Annotated in this window: 20 protein-coding genes; 11 read left to right on the forward strand and 9 right to left on the reverse strand. The window is 57.0% G+C overall.

Translation table 11 applies throughout. The annotated features are described in order from the left end of the window. Positions 1-41 precede the first annotated feature (41 nt). Positions 42-1,439 (reverse strand): trypsin-like peptidase domain-containing protein, encoded by a 1,398-nt coding sequence (locus SH421x_RS24685; RefSeq protein ID WP_488852683.1) that lies wholly within the window; start codon positions 1,437-1,439, stop codon positions 42-44. Between the two features lie 439 nt (positions 1,440-1,878). Here SH421x_RS24685 and infC point away from each other — a divergent pair, with 439 nt between their 5' ends. The 7 genes from infC to SH421x_RS24720 all read left to right on the forward strand — a co-directional run bounded on the left by infC (position 1,879) and on the right by SH421x_RS24720 (position 9,523). Beyond that, complete coding sequence (gene infC, locus SH421x_RS24690; protein ID WP_488856486.1) at positions 1,879-2,418, forward strand: translation initiation factor IF-3; 540 nt, start codon at positions 1,879-1,881, stop codon at positions 2,416-2,418. A gap of 676 nt (positions 2,419-3,094) precedes the next feature. After that, positions 3,095-4,165, forward strand: a complete 1,071-nt coding sequence (locus SH421x_RS24695) for a DUF1559 family PulG-like putative transporter (protein WP_488852684.1) — start codon at positions 3,095-3,097, stop codon at positions 4,163-4,165. A gap of 296 nt (positions 4,166-4,461) precedes the next feature. Beyond that, on the forward strand, positions 4,462-5,232 hold the full coding sequence (gene hisF, locus SH421x_RS24700; RefSeq protein ID WP_488852685.1) for an imidazole glycerol phosphate synthase subunit HisF: 771 nt from the start codon (positions 4,462-4,464) through the stop codon (positions 5,230-5,232). Between the two features lie 23 nt (positions 5,233-5,255). Beyond that, positions 5,256-6,401, forward strand: a complete 1,146-nt coding sequence (locus tag SH421x_RS24705; protein ID WP_488852686.1) for a type IV pilus twitching motility protein PilT — start codon at positions 5,256-5,258, stop codon at positions 6,399-6,401. Then, positions 6,401-8,152 carry an ATPase, T2SS/T4P/T4SS family gene (locus SH421x_RS24710; protein WP_488852687.1) on the forward strand — a complete coding sequence of 584 codons (1,752 nt, stop codon included), beginning with the start codon at positions 6,401-6,403 and terminating at the stop codon, positions 8,150-8,152. Before SH421x_RS24705 ends, SH421x_RS24710 begins: the two co-directional genes overlap by 1 nt. 39 nt (positions 8,153-8,191) lie before the next feature. After that, on the forward strand, positions 8,192-8,779 hold the full coding sequence (locus tag SH421x_RS24715) for a hypothetical protein (RefSeq protein WP_488852688.1): 588 nt from the start codon (positions 8,192-8,194) through the stop codon (positions 8,777-8,779). A gap of 27 nt (positions 8,780-8,806) precedes the next feature. Continuing rightward, complete coding sequence (locus tag SH421x_RS24720; protein ID WP_488852689.1) at positions 8,807-9,523, forward strand: DUF4190 domain-containing protein; 717 nt, start codon at positions 8,807-8,809, stop codon at positions 9,521-9,523. 54 nt (positions 9,524-9,577) lie between these two features. Here SH421x_RS24720 and SH421x_RS24725 read toward each other — a convergent pair whose 3' ends face one another. Beyond that, positions 9,578-10,543, reverse strand: a complete 966-nt coding sequence (locus SH421x_RS24725; RefSeq protein WP_488852690.1) for a sugar phosphate isomerase/epimerase family protein — start codon at positions 10,541-10,543, stop codon at positions 9,578-9,580. A gap of 220 nt (positions 10,544-10,763) precedes the next feature. Between SH421x_RS24725 and SH421x_RS24730 the strand changes: the two genes are divergently transcribed. After that, on the forward strand, positions 10,764-11,558 hold the full coding sequence (locus SH421x_RS24730; protein WP_488852691.1) for a TerC family protein: 795 nt from the start codon (positions 10,764-10,766) through the stop codon (positions 11,556-11,558). A 219-nt stretch (positions 11,559-11,777) separates the two neighbouring features. On the opposite strand, the gene trpC is transcribed toward SH421x_RS24730, so the two are convergent. Together trpC and purH are read right to left on the reverse strand one after the other, a co-directional pair. Further along, complete coding sequence (gene trpC / locus SH421x_RS24735; protein WP_488852692.1) at positions 11,778-12,566, reverse strand: indole-3-glycerol phosphate synthase TrpC; 789 nt, start codon at positions 12,564-12,566, stop codon at positions 11,778-11,780. Between the two features lie 22 nt (positions 12,567-12,588). Beyond that, positions 12,589-14,154, reverse strand: a complete 1,566-nt coding sequence (gene purH, locus SH421x_RS24740) for a bifunctional phosphoribosylaminoimidazolecarboxamide formyltransferase/IMP cyclohydrolase (protein ID WP_488852693.1) — start codon at positions 14,152-14,154, stop codon at positions 12,589-12,591. A gap of 247 nt (positions 14,155-14,401) precedes the next feature. Between purH and SH421x_RS24745 the strand changes: the two genes are divergently transcribed. Together SH421x_RS24745 and SH421x_RS24750 are read left to right on the forward strand one after the other, a co-directional pair. Next, entirely contained in the window at positions 14,402-17,758 is a 3,357-nt protein-coding gene (locus SH421x_RS24745; protein WP_488852694.1) for a DUF1553 domain-containing protein, read from the forward strand. Between the two features lie 56 nt (positions 17,759-17,814). Then, positions 17,815-19,131 (forward strand): DUF1501 domain-containing protein, encoded by a 1,317-nt coding sequence (locus SH421x_RS24750; RefSeq protein WP_488852695.1) that lies wholly within the window; start codon positions 17,815-17,817, stop codon positions 19,129-19,131. A 30-nt stretch (positions 19,132-19,161) separates the two neighbouring features. On the opposite strand, the gene SH421x_RS24755 is transcribed toward SH421x_RS24750, so the two are convergent. From SH421x_RS24755 to SH421x_RS24770, 4 genes are read right to left on the reverse strand one after another with little or no spacing between them, the layout of a single operon-like run. Continuing rightward, positions 19,162-19,368, reverse strand: coding sequence for a FeoB-associated Cys-rich membrane protein (locus SH421x_RS24755; protein ID WP_488852696.1), 207 nt, complete (start codon positions 19,366-19,368; stop codon positions 19,162-19,164). Between the two features lie 38 nt (positions 19,369-19,406). Beyond that, positions 19,407-21,638 carry a ferrous iron transport protein B gene (gene feoB, locus SH421x_RS24760; protein ID WP_488852697.1) on the reverse strand — a complete coding sequence of 744 codons (2,232 nt, stop codon included), beginning with the start codon at positions 21,636-21,638 and terminating at the stop codon, positions 19,407-19,409. Positions 21,639-21,667: 29 nt separating this feature from the next. Next, positions 21,668-21,892, reverse strand: coding sequence for a FeoA family protein (locus tag SH421x_RS24765; protein ID WP_488852698.1), 225 nt, complete (start codon positions 21,890-21,892; stop codon positions 21,668-21,670). Continuing rightward, complete coding sequence (locus tag SH421x_RS24770; protein WP_488852699.1) at positions 21,889-22,119, reverse strand: FeoA family protein; 231 nt, start codon at positions 22,117-22,119, stop codon at positions 21,889-21,891. Before SH421x_RS24770 ends, SH421x_RS24765 begins: the two co-directional genes overlap by 4 nt. Positions 22,120-22,381: 262 nt before the next feature. Here SH421x_RS24770 and SH421x_RS24775 point away from each other — a divergent pair, with 262 nt between their 5' ends. Continuing rightward, on the forward strand, positions 22,382-22,636 hold the full coding sequence (locus tag SH421x_RS24775) for a hypothetical protein (protein ID WP_488852700.1): 255 nt from the start codon (positions 22,382-22,384) through the stop codon (positions 22,634-22,636). 177 nt (positions 22,637-22,813) lie between these two features. On the opposite strand, the gene SH421x_RS24780 is transcribed toward SH421x_RS24775, so the two are convergent. Then, a complete protein-coding gene (locus SH421x_RS24780; protein WP_488852701.1) occupies positions 22,814-23,221 on the reverse strand; it encodes a DoxX family protein in 408 nt (135 codons plus the stop codon). Between the last annotated feature and the right edge of the window lie 50 nt (positions 23,222-23,271).

The following is a 23,271-nucleotide window of genomic DNA, read 5'->3' on the forward strand; positions in this document are numbered from 1 at the left end:
TGCGCAAACAAATGCACATTTAGGGCATCAAAATAGCGGTTTTACTGACTTTGCCCACGTACGACCATCGCGCCATTCTGCCCAGCTGCGGCCCCCAGAACACGCTCTAGAAACTGAGGGGAAGGGCGCCCAGGCAGCGTAAATGCCGCCGGTTGGGCATCGGGATTCGATTTGGAGTGAAACAACAGCGTGATGTTGGCTTCATCCCCATGGCGGCGCAGGTATTCAAGCACTTCTCGCTCACGCGGCGACAAGTCGTTGCCGCCAGGCAGCGCGCCGCCTGAGGGCATCGCCGGCGCCCCACGCGAGGCAAGATTCGAGACCGGTTCAGCCCGGGGCATATCTGCCATGGCTGGCGACGCCGGCATGCGACTTGGCGCGTTTTGGGCCATTTGGGATTGGGCCGACTGCGATTGAGCCGGAGCAATAAAGAGGTGAGCGATTTTCTTTTCTTCCAGCATGGCGAAGATCGTTTTGCCGGCGGCGTAATAGCCTTCGTCGTATTCAGGATCAGCCGCGTTGCAGACGCCGATCAATTCTCCTGCGTCATTAAACAATCCGCCGCCGCTGCGTCCGTCGATCGGCGCGCCTGCCGCTTGAAGATTATCGGGGCCTTGATAGCGGTTTAGGCTATTAATGCGGCTTTCTCGAATCGTGGCGTCGGCGCCTTGATCGCAACCCACCGTAAACGCTTTTTCACCAACTGAAACCGGTATTTCGGGGCTGCGGACCGGCACGGCTTCGACCGGTACGCTTGGCTTAAACGTCACCAGGGCCACGTCGCGGTCTAGGTCATAGCTTAATAAACGACCAGGAGCAGCACCTGCGGCGCCGGGGGCAAACGATTCGATTTCGATCTCGCCGCGGCCTTGCGAATCGCGGAACAAATGCCCGCATGTCAGGATCAGCGTTTCGCCCTGATGAGAATGGACAATGGTGCCGGTGCCGTAAGAGTAGCCATCGGGATCGATCACCTTCAGGCGCACCGTAGCGGCTAATGCCTTTTGCCGAGCCGCCGCAGGATTGCCGCTTTGCATCGCTCCGCCCGGCGATTGACCGCGAACGACTGGCGAAGATGTTTGCTGCGGCGCAGCGCTGCGAGCATCGCGTGGTGGGTTGGTTGATTGTTGGGGAAACATCGCGACCAACGCGTCATAGCTGGTCCGTCCTTCGGACTGGGCGACGATTTGACCTTGGTGCACCATGCGATAGGCGGGAAGTCCGCGAACCCCAAGTCGTTGGGCCATGTCTGGATCGCGAGTCTGGTCGACGACCACCACGGGGTATCCGGCCGCTTGGAGCCGTTCGATGGCCGGCTTCATTTCACGACAATAGACGCACCAATCGGCGGTCACATAGTAGAGAACAGGCGATTGCGGATTGGCGGCCGGAGCGGCCGACAGCGCGACCGTGAACAATAGCGCGGAGACTGCGTTCATCGCGTCCCTCCCTGGAGCGTGGGGCGAACAGGGCGCCCAATGCGAAACAAAACTGCGCGAACGTGATAGCATCCTTGCCTCGATCGTTCGCGAGGTCGGACCAATGTCGACTGCCAAGCCAAGTGCGACAAGAGCAATCGCGCTCATTTTTCAGAATTCGGCGGCGATTCGCCAAGATTTCCTCATGCAGCGTGCGGCAATCGACCGACATCTCCAGCCACAGCCGGCGAAGCGGCCTTGAAACGCCCTCAACCGGCCCCCTAAAACTCGGCCTACCCAACCCCTAGGAATGGTCGAAAAAATCGTTATTTTTGGGGGAGTTGAAAAACAACAGGCAAACTGTTCCGAAAATAGCTACAATGCTAGACTCAATCAAAACTCGCAGCTGATGCTGCGCCTGTACTCACCAGTTTCAATCCCCGAAGAAGGATCAACTACCATCTTAGACCGGAATTCACGGGATCGCGAACGTGAACGCGATCAGACACGCATTAACGAGAGAATACGTAAATCTCCGGTGCGCGTCATTGACGAGGAGGGAGAACAACTCGGAATCATTCCCACCGAAGAAGCGCTCACCAAAGCGCGCGCTGTTGGATTAGACCTTGTGGAAGTTGCTCCCCTGGCCAATCCCCCCGTATGTCGAATCATGGACTACGGCAAATTCAAGTATCAGCAAAACAAAAAACAGCACAAATCTCACTCGCATCACGCGAAAACCAAAGAGATTCGCCTGCGCCCCAAAACCGGGGATCACGATATCGAATTCAAAGTGAAGCAGGCGATCACCTTTCTCAAGCACAAAGACAAAGTCCAGGTATCGATCCAGTTTCGCGGTCGCGAAATGGCCCACGTCGACGAAGGCCATCGCGTCATGAAGCAAGTCATCGAATTGCTGGAAGAGTTTGGCAAGGTCGAATCGACGCCGAAGCAGATGGGACGCCGCATGATGTGCACAATCGCACCCAAGACGAGCTAATCCCGCCGGCAAATGCCCGCTTTTGGCAAGACTGCAATCATGAAAAACGCCTGACGAGACCTTGTCAGGCGTTTTTCATGCGCGCTGCCGCACCGACAAACAATACGGCGAAGAACCCTGCAATCTGCGCCGGCTGTGACCACACCAACGAGCTGGTTCGGACTTGTCGGCGTGCCCCGCGGCGATGCTGATTTCGTCCACACGACATCCCGAGAGCAGCACCACATCCCGCGCTCCGCACCATTCATCGGCCAATCGGCATACGGGGGAAAACACCGCCCAAAGCCCCCCCCGAAGAATGTCAAATGAAAAAAAACTTCCCCTCCTCGGTTTCCCGTAATTCGTCTTCGCTGATGGCCAGATACTACGGACAGTTGGCAGCTTGAGAGGGGTTAGAGGTGATTTCCTGTCATTTTTTCGGCAAAATTACACCGGCCGTTCAGTCGCAAGCAGTGTCAACAAAAATTCTCTGGTATTTTTATATTCTGAACGGTTTGCTAGTTTATTAATTTTCAAACCGATAGCTTGACATTCATGCCGTTCAAATCTTGAATGAATCTCGTAGGACCCGCCTTGCGCAGCTCTAAAGGTCAAGCGGAGCCTATAACGATTCTCGTCGTTGAGCATCTAAGCACACTCGGAACAGTACTTCCCTTCGCTATCTTTTGGAGAGGCAATGTCTATCGCTCTTGGTTCTCGCCGTCGAGGTTTTACCCTCGTCGAGCTTTTGGTCGTTATCGCCATTATCGGCGTGTTGATCGCACTACTTCTGCCGGCCGTTCAGCAAGCCCGTGAAGCGGCTCGCCGCATGTCCTGCACTAACAATCTGAAGCAGCTCGGCCTGGCTTGCCATACTTATGCCGACACCTTCAAGACCTTCCCCAGCGGTGGTCTGCTCAGTGGAACCGTCGCCACAAACAACTGGGCGTGGGGCGCCTTGATTCTTCCGCAACTCGAACAGAACAACCTGTACGACGCGATGGGAGTTTCCAAGAACACGTTGACGGTTGCCTTCACGAACGGACTCAATACCGGGACCTACCCGAATTTGAAGACTCAGATGGAGACGGAAATCAGTGCATTTCGTTGCCCCAGCGACACGGCGTCTGTCTTGCCCAGCTGCCGCAATGTCAAAAACCCGGTTGGTGGAGCACCACAAACCGGCTGCCCCACAGGAACTGCGGTTCGCGCTTATTCGAGCGGCGGTTACCAAACTAGCACCACCAACTATGTTGCTTGTGCTGGCGTCTTTGACACCCAGGTTTACAACAACAACGGCGTGATGTACCCGCAAAGCAAGACTGGATTTCAGTCGATGACCGACGGTACGAGCAACACGATCCTCATGGGAGAGCGTGCTGAGTATCAAGGTGTTGGCACCTGGACTGGCAATGCGGCCATTAATGCAAACGCTACCGCTACGAGCGCTAATGCTTTGGGCAAGGTCAGTGTTCCGCCGAACTACAAGAGCCAAAATGCAGGCCCAGCCCCGCTTAGCCTGCCCGCGAACACCATCTGGGACGGCTTCAGCAGCACCCATCCCGGCGGCACGCAGTTCACCCTGGGTGACGGTTCGGTGAAGTTCATTGCGGAAACGATTGACTTCAACGTTACCGGCATCACCACGGCAAGCTGGATGGAAGGCGCTGGATCTGGAGATGCAGTTTCGATCGCCACGCCGACATCCCTGGGCATCTACCAACGCCTAGGCATTCGCAACGACGGTCAAGTCATCGGCGAATATTAATCGATGAATTCGCTCGCCCTGTGGGGTTAGCGATACCAGAGATAGCGAAACTTAGCTCGCGAGCGCCACTGGGTGTTCGCGGGCTTTTTTTGTCCTTGACGCTGGAGAACGCCGCAGCGCCGCACAGCCGGTCTTTCGGCAGACAAAGCCCAGCAAATCGGCAAGAACGGGGCTGGGTTAGTTGACCCTCTCCCCTGCGCGGCTTACAGTAGATTTGCACCTCTTCGGTCGCCAAACTTCTGCTAGCGACTGGCCGGAACTCCCGTTTACGCAACTATTTAACTCGAAAGTCGCCGATGCTGGCTCATCGCGTGATTCCCTGTCTCGACGTCGATCGTGGTCGCGTCGTCAAAGGAACCAATTTCGTCAACCTGCGCGACGCCGGCGATCCTGTGCAAGTTGCTTCACGTTATGAGCAAGAAGGCGCCGACGAACTCGTTTTTCTCGACATCTGCGCCAGCCATGAAGAACGCGCCATCATGCTGGATGTGGTGCGGCGCACTGCCGAGCAAGTCTTTATGCCGCTGACGGTCGGCGGCGGCATTCGCACGATCGACGACATTCGCGCCTTGCTCAACGCCGGCAGCGACAAAGTCTCGATCAATTCGGCCGCCTGTAAAAATCCAGAGTTTGTTCGCGAAGCGGCGCGGCGCTTCGGCAGCCAGTGCATCGTGGTCAACATCGACCCTAAACGGGTCACCAATGCAGAGGGCGAAGAGATCTGGGAAGTTCACATCAACGGCGGGCGGACGCCAACCGGGCTCGAAGCGGTCTCCTGGGCGCAAGCAGTCGAAGAGTTGGGCGCAGGAGAGATTGTGCTGACCAGCATGGACCGTGACGGCGCCAAGGATGGCTACGATCTCGAAGTTACCAAAGCGGTCAGTCAAGCGGTGTCGATTCCGGTTGTCGCCAGCGGCGGCGCCGGCAAGCCCGAACATCTTGCGGATGCGATCCAACTGGGCAAAGCAGACGCGGCGCTCGCGGCGAGCATCTTTCATTTCGGCGAATATACGATTGCAGAAACCAAGCGGATCATGGCCCAGCGCGGTGTCGCAGTACGGATCTAACGGACAGGACGGAGAACGAGCAGATGTCTACCCCTGAAGAACTCACCAGCAAATACCTGCAGAAGCGCGAAGAATTGGAGGTCGACAAGATCTTCAAGGCCTGCGTCAAGCTAGAAGGCTCTGACTTGCACATGAAAGTCGGACGACCGCCGATCGTGCGGATCAGCGGCACCCTGCGCGAATTGAATCGCGGGCCGGTCGAAGCCGAAGAGATGGTTCGCTTGCTGTTGCCGCTGCTGGATGAACGCAACAAGCGAATTCTTGAAGAGAACGGGGGCGCCGACTTCGCCCATCAGATTCAGGTCGACGGCGTGCGGTGGCGGTTTCGTGTGAACATGCTGACCCAGTTGGGCAACCTGGGCTTGGTCGCGCGGCGCATCAATAACTGGATTCCCAAGTTTGACGGTTTAAATCTACCGCCGATCATGGAATCGCTCTGCAAGTTTGACCAAGGGATGGTGCTGCTGGCCGGCGTGACCGGATCAGGCAAGAGTACGACGATTGCGTCCATGCTGAACTGGATCAACGCCAACTACTCCAAGCATATTCTGACGCTGGAAGACCCGATTGAATTTGTCTATTCCGAAGACAAGTGCCTGATCAATCAGCGCGAGATTGGACAAGACGTAAAGAACTTTGAGATTGCGATGGGGCACGCGGTGCGTGAAGATCCCGATATCATCCTCATCGGCGAAATGCGTGATCAAGAAACGTTCCTCACGGCGATTCACGCGGCGGAAACAGGGCACTTGGTGTTTGGTACGATTCACGCTTCTAGCGCGCCGAGCACCATTGGCCGTATTCTCGACTTGTTCCCCGAAGAAATGCATGGTTCGATTCGCAGCGCCATGGCGTTTAACATGCGCGGCATCGTCGCTCAGAAGCTCTTAAAATCGATCAAGCCTGGCGTTGGTCGCGTGCCGACCGTCGAAATCATGACCATGACGCCGATGGTGCAAAAGCTGATTTTGGAAGGCAAAGACAGCAAGCTGCCCGACGCGATCCGAATCGGCAAAGACGACGGCATGCAGGACTTTACGATGAGCCTGAAAAAGTTGATCGAAGATGAACTGATCGATCGCGAAACGGCTTTCGCCGTCGCGCCGAATCTAGAAGCGTTGAAGATGTCGCTCAAAGGTATCAATGTTTCGCAACCTGGTATGGTCTAATGCAGCGCACCTCTTCACTCCTCTCCATTGCGGCGGCATGGGCCGTCGTAACTTTGACGCCGGTCTACGCTTGGGCTCAGGATGCTGCGGCAGCGGCGACCTCACCAACCATCGGCGAGTCGGGCGAATATGGGTTCGTCAATCCCGTCATGCTGTTGATGGTCTGGGGGCTCTATCTCTGCTGGGTCTATTCAACGACCTGGGTCAGCGAAGACTCTGAAAAAATGAAATTGTCGCAGGCCGGTTGGGTCTCGCTTAATTTCTGGCCGTTCTTCATGCTCGCTTGGGGATTTGTCGCGCTGGTCCCGTTTTTCCTCGGCTTTCTGTTTGCCGTAGCGATTTACGTGGTGCCGTTAGCGATCTATATCAACAAACGGAACGCGATGCTTGATCCCCACTTGCGCGTCATGACGCCGGATCATATCCGGTTTGTCTTCTCGCAATTGACCGGCGGAAAGGTCGACGCCGAACGCAAGGAGCCTTGGCAACTGGGCCCCAATGTCGAGTTGATCGCTAAAGGGGGAGACAGCGAAGCGAACAACGCGAATCTCTACAAAGCCCGCAAAGCTCCTGACGCCTACGTCTGGCTGAAAGAGCTGATCGCCGATATGCACGCGCGGCATGCCAACAAAATCTTGATGGACTACGGCAAAGAAACCGTCGTGATGAAATATTTCATTGACGGCGTTTGGCATCCCGGCGAATCTCGCGATCGCGAGTCCAGCGATCTCTTGCTGGCCGTGATGAAACTGATCGCTGGCCTGAAGCCCGAAGATCGCCGCTCGCGGCAGCAAGGGACATTTGGCGCGAACTACAACAAGATCAAGTATGTTTGCAAGGTCTCCAGCCAAGGCGTGCCGACCGGCGAACGCGTGTTGCTAGAGTTCTCTGGCAATGATCCGAAGCTCGCGACGTTGATCGACCTGGGAATGCGCGAGAAGCTGGCGGAAGAGGTGAAGCAGCTGATGCTAGAACCGCACGGCCTCTTCATCTTTTCGGCACGCCCTGAGGGAGGACTCTCGACCCTTTACTCGCTGGGTCTGGGCTCGACCGATCGTCTGGTGCGCGACTTTACTGGTCTCGAGAAAACGACGTCTACCGAGCCTGACATTCTGAATGTCATGCTGGTCAAGTACGATCCAGCCAAAGAGCAGCAAGAGAATTTGCTCCCCACGTTGCTCCGTAAGCAGCCCGACGTGATCGTGATGCGCGAGATCGACAACGCGGTGACGATGGAAATCATGATCGAGCGGGCCCAGGAAAAGAACCTGGTCTTTACGACGACGCGGGCCAAAGAAGCGGTCGAAGCGATTTTGCGCGTGCTGGCGATCGGTTCAGAGCCGAAAGAATTCGCCAAAGCGGTGATCGCGTCGCTCAACATGCGTTTGTGTCGCCGCTTGTGCGACAAATGTCGCGAGCCATTTCAGCCGACTCCGCAGATGCTGCAAAAACTGGGGATTCCGGCCGGCCGAGTCGATACGCTGTATCGCGCCGGAAAGCCTGATCCCGAAGATCCCAAGTCGATCTGCACCAAGTGCGGCGGCATTGGTTTTTACGGTCGCGTCGGGATCTTTGAACTTGTCAAAGTAGACGCCAACTTCCGCAAGGCGCTGGTATCGCAGCCGCGACTTGAGACGCTACGAGCTGTCGCCAAACAGGCCGGCAATCGCACGATGCAAGAAGAAGGGATCCTGCTGGCCGTCAGCGGGGTCACCTCTTTGGAAGAAGTTGGTCGCGCACTCAAAGAATAAAGTTACCTAGAGCTCCGAGCTCAGAAAGGCGATTTCGCCATGGATATGAACGTCGTCGGTTTGGTCTTGCTTTCAATGGCGTTTTTCGCCTTAACGTTCCAGCAAGGTTTTTGGACTTGCTGCCTGATGATGTTTAACATCGTGTTTGCCGGGATCATGGCGTTTAACTACGCAGCCCCGTTGGCCAATTTTCTGATCAGTCTGTACGACGGTCTCTATTACTTTGCCGAGTTTCTCTCGATCTGGGTGTTGTTCCTGATCTTTTTCGCCATCACGCGCGCGATTACTGACAAGCTGTCGCCGGTGCCGGTGCGGATTGGGGGCGGTGGTCGAGAAACGGTGCTTAACTATTTGTTTTGCGTCTGGGCGACCAACGTCTTTCTGGCCTGGACTTGCTTTACGCTCTTTTCGGCGCCGATCGCCGCCGATGGGTTCCAGAACCTGGTCTCCAACCACTTCTCTACTCGCGCTAGCGGCATGTTTTTCGGCGGTTGGTATGTTGGCGCTCCCTCCTACTTTGGGATGGGCTTGCTCGGCCAGCCTTTTGATGTCACCAACTATGTCGATTCGCGTATCGAGCGGAACGCTGCGTTGAAAAACAAAGAAGGATTGTTCGTCGCCCCGTAGCTTTTCGTGCACTCTCTGTATTGTGAAATGATGACTGAATTCTCCTCTCCTGAACTAACCGCCGGCAACGAAGATCTCGTCAATTATCGCGAACCGAGTCGTGCAGCGATCGTCGCGTTAATTTTGGGGTTCGCATCCGTACTAGCGATCTCCAACCAGATCTTCTGGTTTGTGCCGATCATCGGCGTGATTGTCGCGTTGATCGCGCTGCGCAAAATTGCCTTCAGCGATCACATGACCGGCAAGGGAGTCGCCACGGTTGGCTTGATTCTCTCCGCCGTACTCGGAGCAGCCAGCGTCGCAAACCACGTGATCACCGCCCAGGCGATCGAAGGCAACGCGGTCACGTTCGCCAAGGCTTGGCTGCCGCTGGTGGTCAAATCCCCCCAGGAAGCCCATCAGCTCTCGATTTCTTCGCCGGGTCGAGTTCCGCTCGATGGCAATCTCAATGTGTACTACAGCGAAAACCCCGAGGCGCTGCAGCAGTACAGCGATTTCCTCGAGCTGCCGCCGATCAAATGGCTGCTCGAACATAAAAGCCAGCAACCGCACTTCAAGTTTCTGCGGGTGTCGCAAACGCGCTTCGATGGCGGCAAGCCGTTTACCACTTGCATTTTTGATGCGACTGCCGGGGATTTGCATCGCGAGATCGCAGTCGAAATGGCGCGTTTATCGGGCCAACCAGAGAGCGGCTTTGACTACGAATGGTACGTCGCCAACTGCCGCTTCGCCAACGAAGAGTAGGGAACGTAGCGCAGGGGAAGGCCAGCAGCTTTTTGCGATTGCCACAAGCTTAAGTTAAGCCAGCGCCTTGCGGACCGCTGCCTGCATTTTCGCGAGCCCTTCTTGGGCGACTTGCAGCGCGTCTTGTTTCCAATAGGCGGCGTTGAACAGCTCTAACGAGAACGCGCCGCGAAAACCGCCGGCGTGCAGATCGCGAATGATCTGCGTGAGCGGCGCGACCCCATCCCCGGGAAAGACCCGATAGCTGTCATTGATCGTGCTCCGCGGCGGCTCGGCCGGATAGTCGTTCATATGAAAGACCGGCATCGCCGCTCCGTTGATGAAGCGCAGACCGGCGAAATCCGAGCCCCCTTTGTAGATATGGTAGACGTCCGGCATGATGCAGGCCCGCGGATGGGCCGCTTCGGTCGCAACGCAGGCGACTTCCCCCAGACGGCTCAGATTGTCCGAGAACCCCCAGAGCTCTAGCTCGGGAGTCACTCCCACTTCTTCGCCCACTTCACACAGGGCGCGATACCGATCGGCGACGGTCAATAGATCCAGCTTGGGCCCCTTGGTCGCGCCTGCCGGCGGCGCGGCGATTCGCGTGCCGCCAATCGATTTGACCAGCAGCATGTCACGACGCGCGTCCTCTAGCCCCTTTTTGCGGGTCGCTTCGTCATCAACGATCCACTGGGCGAAACCGATGGCGCTTTCCACCCGCAGGCCGTGATCCGCAATCCGCTTGCGGAGATCGTCCAGACTGCCCCCTGACTGCTGGTAGGCGACGATTTTGCTGATCCAGGGCTCTACGCCGCTGTAGCCCGCCTGGGCGGCAATTTCGATTTCTTGATCCAGCGGCAAATCTTGGCCGCGAATCGTCGACATGTTTAGGCAAAAGCGAATGCCAAATTCATCGGTCGTCGCCGTTTCCTCCACCGCTTTCTCCGCCGCGTGGGTTGCCGCCGTCCCCAGCCAAAAACCGGCTCCGGCCAGGCCAGCCAAACGAAAAGCGTCGCGTCGGTCGAACAAAGTGGGCATGGCAGGCGATTCCATAAGGGATGAAAGATAGGTGGGGTCGCTTTATTCTGAACCGCCGCCGGTCTAAATTCAACTCGCCACTTTGGTATGCGCCGCATAGCGTCTCGGCTATGATTACTCGCTTCGTGTAGAAAGTCGTGCCGAAAGCAGTCCTGGATCTACTTCTGGCCGACGAACAGCTGCCCGAGAAATTGTTTCGCCGACACAGGATCGCCGCTCGATGGATGCATGGATTGAAGCTCTGATTGCCTTGCTCACGCTGACCGCGCTCGAAGTCGTCTTGGGCATCGACAATATCGTGTTTATCGCGATCATCTCAGGGCGTTTGCCCGAAGAGCAACGCCCCAAAGCGCGCAAGCTGGGCCTGTTGGCGGCGCTGGGGATGCGGATCTTGCTGCTGCTGACGATCTCGTGGGTGATGAAAGCGACCTTCCCCTTGTTCAGTTGGACCGATCTGGGGATCCAGCTCAATTATCTCACCGAGCACGAAGAGTTAAATCACGTATCGATCAAAGACCTGATTCTCTTTTTTGGCGGTCTGTTTTTGATCTGGAAAAGCGTGCATGAGGTGCATGAAAAGCTGGAGCACGTGCCAGAACACGAATCCGAGACGCCGAAAGCCATCACGTTCAGCGGAGTGATCACGCAAATTGTGCTGCTTGACATCATCTTTTCGCTCGACTCCGTGATCACCGCCGTCGGGATGGTCAAAGGAGAAATCGGCGGTTTCATCCCCGGCATTTACGTGATGGTTGCCGCGGTCATCATCGCGGTTGGCGTGATGATTGCGTTCGCCAATCCGATCTCGAACTTCGTCGAGCGGCACCCCACGCTGAAGATGCTGGCGTTAAGCTTTTTGATTTTGATCGGCGTTATGCTGGTCGCCGAAGGAACCGGCGCCCACTTTGACAAAGGCTACGTCTACTTTGCGATGGCGTTTGCGTTGATCGTCGAGATGCTCAATCTACGCATGAAAGCGGTAAGCATCCGCTCAAGAGTGAAACCGAAAAAATAGCCGAAATACGAGAAAAACGCCGCCGGGAAGAAGTCGAAAACGTTCACACTAGCCCGCAGCGCGAGCGAGGAAATCCGCTGGGCGACTCCAATCCGGATCGAAGTAGCTAGGCGCATTTCCTCGCTTGCGCTGCGGGCTAGTGTCCAAGCGGTTTGAAATAACGCAACGTCAAAGCAAACTAACGCAATGGCTGTTGTTGCGATCTCACAACGACTGGAACTACGCTTCAGTCCCCAAAAGCTTCCTCACGGCGGCGCCGATATCCTCTTGGCGCATCAGACTTTCGCCTACCAGGATTGCGTTCACTTCGGCCCGCTCTAACAGTTGTACGTCGTCGTGAGTGAAGATCCCGCTTTCGCCGACCAGCAGTTTGTCGCTAGGGATTTGCTGACGCAGACGAACCGTATGTTGCAGGTCGATCTCGAAGGTCCGCAAATCGCGATTGTTGACCCCGATCAAGTTGGCTCCGGCTGCGAGGACGCGGGAGATATTCTCTGGGTCATATAGCTCGACCAGCGGAGTCATCCCCAACTGCAACGCGTCGTGATGCAACAGACCGAGCGTCTCATCGTCGAGACATTCAGCGATTAGCAACACGGCGTCAGCGCCGGCGACGCGCGCTTCTAGCAGCTGATAGGGATCGAGGATAAAGTCTTTTCGCAGGACCGGAATCTCGACCGCTTGGCGGATCTCACGCAGGTAGTCAAGCGAGCCTTGAAAATAGACTTCGTCGGTCAAACAGCTGATGCAGGTCGCACCAGCCGCTTGGTAGGCCAACGCGATCTCGACCGGGTTGAAGTGCTCGCGAATGACCCCTTTCGACGGGCTCGCTTTTTTTACTTCTGCGATCAGTTTGATCGGGCCCGGCGCGGCCAGCGCTCCAAAAAAGTCACGAACCGGCGGCGCGGCGGCCAGCATGCTTTGCAGCTGCTCGGCCGGATATTGCAACTTCGCGACGGCGATCTCTTCCCGTTTGGTAGCGACGATTTTGTCGAGAACTGTCGGCACGAATCAAACTTTCCGCAGTGGTTTAGTGACGGAAGTGACGGCGATTAGTGAAGATCATCGGCAATCCGTGCTGATTGCACGCATCAATCACCTCTTGATCTCGCTTCGATCCGCCGGGTTGAATCAGCGCGGCGACGCCTGCTTTGGCCGCTTCATGAATCGAATCGGGGAAGGGGAAAAACGCATCGCTGGCCAACACGCTGCCGGGGCCACGCTCGGCGGCCTTTTTGATCGCAATTTCGACCGAGTCGACGCGGCTCATTTGGCCAGCGCCGGCGCCAATCAGGGCGCGATCTTTGCACAGCACGATCGCATTCGACTTCACGTAGCGACAGACAGCCCAGGCAAACTTTAGTTCGGCCCACAGCTGCGGCGAAACTTTCGTTTCGGTCGCCACGGTCCACTCGGCTTCGGGATCGTCGCCAAAGTCGGTCCCCTGAACCAGCAGTCCCCCTTCGATCCAACGCGTCTGCAAGGCAGGGCGCCGATCGGTGAACTCGCCGACCTGCATCAAGCGGACATTGGCTTTCCACTTTGGCTTGGTGGTCAAAATTTCGACCGCTTCCGGCGAAAAGCTAGGCGCGGCGATTGCTTCGACAAACAGGCCTGGGGTCGAGAGATACTCGGCCGCCGCAGCGTCCACCGGCTGATTGAAGCCCAAGACGCTGCCAAAGGCGCTCGTCGGATCGCCGTCCATCGCTTTGCGACAAGCGTCGGCGATATTGTCGCTAGAGGCGGCGCCGCACGGATTGTTGTGCTTGACCACGCTGACGCCGCAGTCGGGCAGACCGCGAGCAATCGCCAAGGCGCTGTCGAGATCCAGCAGATTGTTGTACGACAGGCCTTTGCCGTTCAACTGCTGAGCGGTGACGAGATTGGCGCCCACTTCACGTGGGTTGCTGTAAACGGCCGCTTCCTGATGAGGATTCTCGCCGTAGCGCAACACCTCTTCCCGCTTCAGCGTGATGTGCATCGTCGCGGGAAAAGCTTCTGGCGTCAGCTGGGACGCAAAGTAATCCGAGATCGCGCAGTCATAGGCGGCGGTATGCGAGAAGGCTTCGCCTGCCAACTTCTGGCGCAGTTCAAAGGTTGTACTGCCGCTCTCTTGGACCTGAGCCAGGATCTCGGCGTACTGCTCGGCGCAGGATGCGATGGTGGTGAATGCATGGTTTTTGGCGGCCGCTCGGACCAGGCTGGGCCCGCCGATGTCGATCTGCTCGATCGCTTCGGCCATGGTCACCCCCGGCTTGGCGATGGTCGCGGCAAACGGGTAGAGATTGACGACCACCAACGCAAAAGGTTCGATCCGATGCTGATCGATCGCACGCATGTCATCTTCGCGGTCATGTCGGCACAGGATGCCGCCAAAGATTTTCGGGTGGAGCGTCTTCAGCCGACCGTCCATCATTTCCGCAAAACCGGTGTATTCGGAAACATCGCGGACGGCGATCCCCTCTCCTTCTAGGTGATTTCTGGTTCCACCTGTAGAGTAAATGGTGATCCCGCAGGCAGTCAGGCCGCGAGCGAAGTCGGCCAAGCCCAGCTTGTCGCTGACACTAATCAGTGCGTTTTTGATCGGAGGATTCAACGTTCCAGAGCTCCCTGCTCGTCGTCGGAAGTGGTTTGTCAAACCGTCTTTGTACGATTTCGGCCGCCCAAGGGTCAACCACCCGACGCTAGCAGCGCACCAAGCGACGGAAACTCCTTTTGTTTGTAATTGATTTTACTTGGCCAAGTGAAAGGATTTTTGATAGAATTGAGTTTCATCGTCAAATTGGCGATGCCCACCTTAAACGCCCACCAATGTTTTGAATCTGACCATCAAGGCAGTACTTATGCCGTACCGCAGCCCTGCGTTTACCTATTTAACCTCTCTTTGCCTGATCGCTTTTGCCGCGACCGGGGCCAAGGGAGCGACCTACCGCGAACTGATCAAAACCGATAATCCAGTCCTGTACTTGTCTTTTGACGCGGACGATCTGGCCAAAATTCAGAACGAGGCTCCCGACGGGCTGAAGCTTTCGTCTACGGAACATGGGTCGATCAAGTTGACGGATGGCGCTGCTGCGCCGCAGTATCCGTTGTTTGATGTCGACAATCGGGCGCTGGAATTATCGCAACAGCCCGGCCGCTTTGAAATTGACGATCCCGGCGCCGAGAGCCCGCTCGATTTTGCGGCTGGCGATCCGATTACGATCGAAGCCTGGGTTTCGCCGCAACATCGCAGCGGCAGCTACATCTACATCATCGGCAAGGGTCGGACGCATCGGGCGGGGTTCTCTCCAGACAATCAAAACTGGTCGCTCCGGTTGTGCGGCGGTGATTCGGTGGGCATCAGCTTTTTGTACCGTGACGCGGACAACGCCAGTTACCACCGCTGGGATAGCGAACAGCTAATCGCCGTCGGCGATGGTTGGCATCATGTCGCGTTGACTTATGTGTTTGGCGAAAAAGGTTCGTTGCACGGATACATCGATGGACAGCCGGTCAAAGGCAAATGGGACATGGGCGGTGACACCGGCGCCGCCCCGTTGGTGGACGACGATCAGGTGTGGATTGGATCGGCGATGGGAGGCCAAGCTGGCAGTTCGTTCCATGGCCAGATTGATGAAGTGGCGCTTTATCGCAATGTGCTGTCAGCCGCCGCGATCAAAAAACGTTATCGCTACGATGCCCCGAAACCGACCTTTGACGTTGCCCAGTTGCCGCGTGACGCAGTGCGGATCGAGTTGTATGAAGGAATTCCGAACCGCAAATCGTGGGACTTTCGCCAGCCCCGCTTTGTCGAAGCCTATGAGATTCCGGCATTCGCCTTTTTGGATGCTCGCCAAAAGTACAACGGCGACGCCATTCGCGCCGATCGCAGTAGCCCCTATTTGCTGCGTGCCGCAGGGCGCGTGACGCTGCCAGAGGGTGAGCATCGCTTATTGGTTCGCTCGCGCAACTCGGCACGCGTTTATATTGACGGCGAGTTGAAAGTGCAAACCCCGTTTCACAACATTAGCAGTTCGGCCCACGGCACGGTGATTGATCCTGATCGCTCGTTGGCGCCCAACATTCGCCCACTGGCTCGCGGCGATCAAGAGAAAGTGATCACGATTACCGGTGATGGCCAAGAGCATATCGTCGCGTTCGAGATGTTCGTCGGCGGGGGCAATCGTCGGCAAACGTTCGGCGACTCGTCCGTTAGTATCGCGACGCCGGAAGGAGACTTCCATCTGCTTTCTCCGCGAGACGAAATGCAGATTGCGGTAACTGACGAAGCTTGGGTCCCCTTTGCCGCCGAGCAGCGGCTGATGTATCGCGAACTTGACCGCCAACGTCGCGCCGAGATCGACGCAGCGAAACCATACTGGGACAAACGTCACGCCCACGCGAAAGAATATGTCGCTGCCCAAGAGGCGCTCGAAGTTCCTACCGTGACCGAACTGGCGCCCCCTTATCAAGCCGCCGTTCACAACAACATTGATCGCTTTTTGAATGTCGTGCTGGCCGAAGCGGAGGAGTTGCCGACGGCGCAGATTGACGACTTGGCCTTCCTACGTCGCCTGTCGCTGGACATTGTCGGACGAATACCTTCGCCTGAATTGATCGCCCAATATCAAAAACAACCAGCCGCTGAGCGTCGTAACTGGGCGATTAGCCGCCTGCTTGCTGATAGCGGCTGGGCCGATCACTGGGTTTCGTATTGGCAAGACGCGCTGGCCGAAAACCCCAACATTATTAACCCTACGCTCAATAACACCGGCCCATTCCGCTGGTTTTTGTATGAGTCATTTGAAGACAACAAGCCGCTTGATCGCCTGGTGACCGAACTGGTCATGATGGAAGGCAGCACCCGCGGCGGCGGGTCGGCCGGTTTCGCGGTTGCATCGCAAAACGACGCACCAATGGCGGCCAAAGCATTTGTTTTGGGTCAAGCGTTTCTCGGCGTGCAGATGAAGTGTGCACGCTGCCATGACGCGCCTTATCACGACATCGCCCAGGCCGACTTGTTTGGTATGGGAGCGATGCTCAACCGCAGCCAGATCTCAGTACCCAAGTCGAGCACGGTTCCCGGCGGCGGACGCGAAGGGCTGGTGAAGTCAATCCTTCAGCCGGGCGAAAAAATCTCGCCCCACTGGGCTTTTGAACAACTCGAAAGCGAGCCCGACGAAGCTTACTTGAACGACGCCGAGGATTCACGCGAGCGATTGGCGCTGCTGATGACCGCGCCCGAGAATACCCGCTTCGCCCAGGTCATGGTCAATCGCGTCTGGCAGCGTCTGATGGGACGTGGCTTTGTGGAGATGCTGGATGACTGGGAAAACGCCGACCCCACCCATCCAGAGCTGTTAGAGTACTTGGCTCGCGACTTTGTCGCGCATGGTTACGACTTGAAGCACCTAACGCGACAGATTGTCTCGTCCGACGCCTACCAGCGAGCCACGATCGAACCATCGCCGTTTGGGTTCAACTTCGCCGGCCCCGCGCCGCGGCGGATGACGGCCGAACAGATTGTCGACTCACTCTTCCTGGCGTGTGAGAAATCGCTCGACGTGGGGCCGCTGAATATTGACTTGGATGGCTCGCGTGAAGCGAGCAGCTCGGCCGACTTTGGCGTGCCGACTCGAGCGTGGGAGTTTGTCTCGCTCTCGAACGAACGAGATCGCCCCAGCTTGTCGCTGCCATTCGCGGCGCCCTTTATCACCGCGATGGAGATGTTTGGCTGGACCGGCTCTCGACAAAATCCAATTGCCGAACGAGACAAAGAGGCGAACGTCCTGCAGCCGGCGATTCTCGCCAACGGCGAATTGGGCGAACGTTTTACTCGGCTGAGCGACGATAGCGTCTTCACGGCGATGGCGCTAGAAGAGATCAAGCTGGATGATTTGGTGCGACGACTTTACTTGCGCATCCTGACTCGCGAGCCAGACGCTGAAGAGTTGGCGATTTTCCGTGAACTGTTGTCGCCGGGATTTGAAACGCGGCGCGTGGATGCTCCGCTGGTAAAACGAGGACCATTGCCACGTGGACTGGTCTCGTGGACCAATCACTTGGATCCCCGCGCTAACGAGATTGTGCTGGAGTTAGAACAGGTCGTGCGTCGTGGCGATTTGCCGACACAACGACTCACCCCGGAGTGGCGCACGCGATTGGAAGACGGGCTGTGGGCGCTGCTGAATACGCCTGAGTTTGTGTTCGTTCCGTAGTCGCCGCTACTAGCCACTTGCATTCTTCAAGATTCCTTCAAAGGACGCTTACCCCGATGTCCCATACTCATACCGATCGTCGCTCCTTCTTGAAGCAATCGGCCGCTGCGGCCGGAGCGATGGCGATGGCCAGCGGCGTGCCGCTATTCGCAGAAGAAGCCCACGATAAACAGCCGGTAGTGCCGATGGGCAAAGCCGAGCATTGCATCATGGTCTGGCTCGGCGGCGGCGCCGCCCAGATTGATACGTGGGATCCAAAGGCCAAAGGTGACGCCAAGTTAAAAAAGGCTGGCAGCTACTACGACTCGATCGATACGGCTGTCCCGGGGCTGAAGGTTTGCGAGCACCTAAAGCGCTGTGCGCCGCTGATGGAACACTTCAATCCGATTCGCACCGTTCATCATGATGTGATCGACGAGCATGCGGCGGCGACCAATCGCATGCATACCGGTCGCAATACCTCAGGCACGATCGTCTATCCGTCAATCGGTTCGGCAGTCGCCTATCAACGCGGCGCGGCCAGTGACATTGCGCCGGCTTACATTTTGATCGGATACCCTAACGTGACTCGCGGTCCCGGTTTTCTGGGCGCCGGCGCTGGCTATGTCTATCTGACGGACACCGCGCAAGGCCCCAACGGCCTGGCTCGCATGCCGCATATCTCGGACCAACGAGCTGAGCGGCGCGAGAATGTGCTGGGCAAGCTCCGCGATCGTTACCTAAGCAAAGCCGAAGAAAAGCAGCTGATTGAAGATTACGCCGAAGCAGGTCAAGCTGCGCTACGGCTCTCTGGCCCTGAGTTCATGAAAGCGTTTGACCTGAAGAACGAGCCCGACGATCTACGAAACAAGTATGGAGGCGAGTTCGGTCAACGCTGCTTGCTGTCGCGCCGCCTGATCGAACGCGGTGTTCGTTTTATCGAGGTCTCTCACAACCTCAATTTCGTCAACGGCACCGGCTGGGACACGCATAACGAAGGTCAACTGAATCAGCACTTGCTGATTCAAGAGCTGGACGGTGCGATCTCGACCTTGGTGACCGACCTGAAAGAAAAGCAACTGCTCGATAAGACGTTGATCGTCATCTCGTCCGAGTTCGGACGCCCTGCCCAGTTTGACGGCGGCGGCGGGCGTGGTCACCACGGCGGCGCCTTCACGGTCGTCCTGGCTGGCGGCGGACTGCAAACCGGCAAAGCGATTGGCGAGACCGACGAACTCGCGATGAAAGCGCTCGATCGCAAGGTTTCGGTGCCGGATCTATTTGCGACGATCTATCAAACGCTCGGTATCAACCCGCACGAAGAATTGTACGCCGGCGATCGCCCTGTGCCGATCACCGATGGCGGACAACCAATCGCCGATTTATTTAGCTAGTTCGGCTTTGCTAGTTCAACTTTGCAGCAACTAACTTTTCGGCTCGACGATCTTGGCGTCGAGCTGAATCAGGGTTGTGCCGACATGCGGCGTGCTGGATCGGGATGAACACCCGCCGCAACTACTGCCGCAGCCTTTCTTCTCTTCACGCACCGTGCGCCACATCAAGATCCCGATGTAGAGCCCGCTGCCGGCGATGAACAGCAAAACGCCGACGTTCTGTAAGATGCCTGACATGCTAGCGCCTTGTAGAATGGGACATGAGGACAACCCCATTATACGGAGATTATTGGCGTAGCGGTAAGAAAAGCCGCGACTCGGTAGACAATAAAGGCGCCACAGTACGCCAATACCGTCATGTAAACAAATGTGAAGATCGGCCATCGCCAAGAGTTGGTTTCGCGTTTGATCACCGCTAAGGTGGCTGCACACTGGGCGCAAAGGGCGAAAAACACCATTACTGACAAAGCGACCGGCAGATTGAAGACTGGACGATCGGTTCCATCCCAAGTTGCGGCTTGCAGTTTCTCGCGTAGCGGGACCGAATCGGCCTCTTCCTCTCCGCCCAAGTCGTAGATCACTCCCAGGGTGCCGATGATCACTTCGCGTGCCGGAAATGACGCGATCGTCGCACAGCCGATTCGCCAATCCCACCCTAAGGGGCGAACAGCCGGTTCGATCCACTGTCCCGCGCGGCCTAGATAGCTGTTGCGGAGATGGGCGCCGGCGATGTGATGCTCTAGATCACTCTGCTCGGACCGCAGCGCCTCGACTCTCGCTTCATCGGTCGTCTCGGCTAGTTCTGCTTCCACTTCGGCCAAACGCGGCGCCCACGGCGCGATGACGGAATCATCGTGCGGATAGTAGGCGGCGGCCCACACCAGCACGCTCGCGGCGAAGATCAACGTGCCAGCGCGATAAATGAACGACCACCCTTTTTCGACAACCCGCATCCCCACGGTCGTCAGCGACGGCCACTTGTACGACGGCAACTCCATGACAAACGGGGGAGTCGCGCCGCGCAGCAACGTCTTTTTCAAAATCAGCGCCACAAACACCGCCGCCACAATCCCCACCAGGTACATCCCAGCAAAGGTCAATGCCTGCGAGTTGAGCAAGCCGCCGGCAAAGGAATACTGCGGCACAAACGCCGCGATCATCACCACATACACCGGGATCCGCGCTGCGCAGCTCATCAGCGGCGCGATCATCATCGTCGTCAAGCGATCACGACGGTTTTCGATCACGCGGGTCGCCATCACGCCGGGGATCGCACACGCGAATGACGACAACAGCGGAATAAACGACTTGCCGCTCAGACCAACGTTGGAGAACAAACGGTCCATCAGGTACGCAGCGCGAGCCATGTACCCGCAGTCTTCCAGGATCGCAATAAAGAAGAACAAGATGCAGATTTGCGGCAAAAAGACAAGCACGCCGCCGACGCCAGCGATGACGCCGTCCACCAACAACGAGCGAAACGGGCCCTCCGCCATGCTGTCGCCGACTAGTCCGCCGATCGTTTCAAACACCCATTCAATCCCGGCCATCGGGACGCCGGCGATGTATTCACTAAAGACCGCGGTAAAGACTGTCAGCATCAAGATCGCAAAAAAGCAGGTCCCCAATATCGGGTGCGTCATGATCCGATCGATTCGATCCGATAGCGGCGGCGCAACCGGCTTGCGCTGCACAACGCCGGCCAGCGTTTCACGCACCCACGCATAACGCGACATCGCTTCGACCGCAGGAACCGGAACGCCTGATTCTTTCAGGCGTGCTCGGGCCTCTTCAATGTGTTGGTGAAAATTGTCACCTCCTAGCTTTAACTCGGTTTCGAGATACCCGCTCGTGTCGAGCAGTAAACGCTCGACCAAATAGCGGGGAGTCGAGACCTCGCGTGCAACCAGCTTGCTTTGCAGCGCGGCGACTTCTTCCCGAAATGCGGGCGGAAAGGGGCTGACGTATTCAGGCGGAGCCAGCTCTTCAATATTGGCGAGCGCTGCACGCAGTGGTTGCACACCGGCGCCGTGATTTGCCCGGGTTTCCAATACCGGCACGCCCAGACGCTGCGCCAGCAGCGGCACATCGACAGTCACCCCTTTGTCATGAGCAACGTCAATCATGTTGAGCGCTACGATTGTCGGCAGACGCAGTTCCAGCACTTGGCTCAAGATGTACAGATTCCGCTCTAGGTTGCCGGCGTCCAAGATCACCAACACCGCTTGCGGCTTGCGTTCGGCCGGCAAACGTCCCAGCAGCACGTCGACGGCCACCATCTCGTCCGGCGAGCGCGGCGCTAAACTGTACGAGCCAGGCAAGTCGATCAGTTCGATCGCCTTCTCACCAACGCGAAACGTCCCATGCTTCTTTTCGACCGTGACGCCGGGATAGTTGCCGGTCCGCTGCCGAACGCCGGACAGCGCGTTAAACAGCGTCGACTTGCCGGTGTTCGGATTGCCAATCAACGCGATGGCGATTGGCTGGGTCTGCTGCTCAAGCGACATAGAAATCAGGCGGGACTAGCGGAGGAAAATTAATCGGTAAGCAGAACGCGCGACGCTTCGGTCTTTCGCAGCGACAGCCGATACCCGATCAGCTCGATCTCGATGGGATCGCCCAGCGGAGCATAACCGACGATCGTTAGCTCGACCCCCGGCACTAACCCCATCTCGAGCAGGCGAACCGAGATATCATCGTCACCCTGGATCGAATCGACCGTGACCCGATCTCCCACTTTTACGGCGGACAGCGTCTTCATGCGAGGGAAGCGATCGGTTGAACAAAAACTTGCAGGTGATCGCACTCACGAAAACAGAGGGTCGCCCCATCCACACGAATGATGCAAGGACTCCCTTGCTGGACAGCCTGGACGACCACGCCAGCGCGCAACCCCATCTCGGCCAAGCGTTTGACGTCGTTCAGGTCTCCCAGAACTTCGGCGATCTCGGCCGACTGGCCGATCGGAAGCATATCGAGTGGCATCATGATCGTTGGTGGGGGCTTGCTGGTATTGAGATTAAATCTCAGCCGCGAAGCTTAACTGTACTCGTTAGGGCCCTAAGATGCAAGGTATTGAATCTCAATCCTGCTCACGCTTCACCCAACTTATGGCACAGCCAGCTTCGGCGGCGACTGCTCACCTTTGCCTAACCCCACCCCATCGCCCACCCGAGTGGTCCAACCAGTTTGTGCAGAACCGGCTGGATTGCTTTAGCAACAACATGCGAGCGCCATGCGGCGGCGGCTCATGATGAGCAGGTTGTGCGTCCAGGGCAAAATTGAGTCGTATGATGGTCTCTTCGATTTGAAAGCAGAGCAGGGGCTGACCGATGCGAAATGCTTGGTGCAGTTCTGGCGAGCAGGCTTTAGTCGCGATGGGAAGCGTGCGGTTGTTCGGTTCTATTACGGCCCCAGCCCTCACGGTGCGGTGGGCACTTACCTAATACAGTTAACCGAATCAGGATGGACGATCACGGCTTCGACGTTGTCTTACTCTGCCTGATAATCGCAGCGCAATCGCGTGTACGTGAATTGTCGGATGGGCTCGGCGGGTTGCGCACCAACTGATCGCACTACGCGGAGGGGAGAAGAATCTCAAAGTGGTTAGTCGCCGATTTCGTCCACTCGAGGATCAAATCGATACCGGGTTCACCCTTGTTGATTTGTTCTTCAAGCGTTTTCAAGCGCTTCGATCCTGAGAGAGTCGCGTCGAAGGTCCTGGTTCGGTGGGTCTTGTATGCCAATAGGCCCAGAGCAGGAAAACGCCTTGTAGCAGCAGTCTTAGCAGGTGCACGAGCGGTGACGCCGGCACGATTTCTTGATGTTGGTACAGATAGATATTGGCCGGAAAGACGGCGATCAACAAGGCGAAGATCCCCCACGCCGCCCAGCGCGACCAAGCGGGGACCAACAACAGGATGCCCAGTCCGATTTCAAACGCGCCGCTGAGCATCACCAACTCGGCGTGCAGCGGCAGGTAAGGGGGCATGATTTTCAGGAAGAAGCCGGGATTCACAAAGTGCATCGTCCCGGCCGCGATCATCAAAGCCGCCAGCAGAAACTTCGAGACCGATTTGATTCGCGACATGGATCTGCTGGTTGATGACGGTAGCCGGGGCGGCGCTGTCACGGACAGAC

It is taken from the genome of Blastopirellula sp. SH421 (assembly GCF_057808535.1).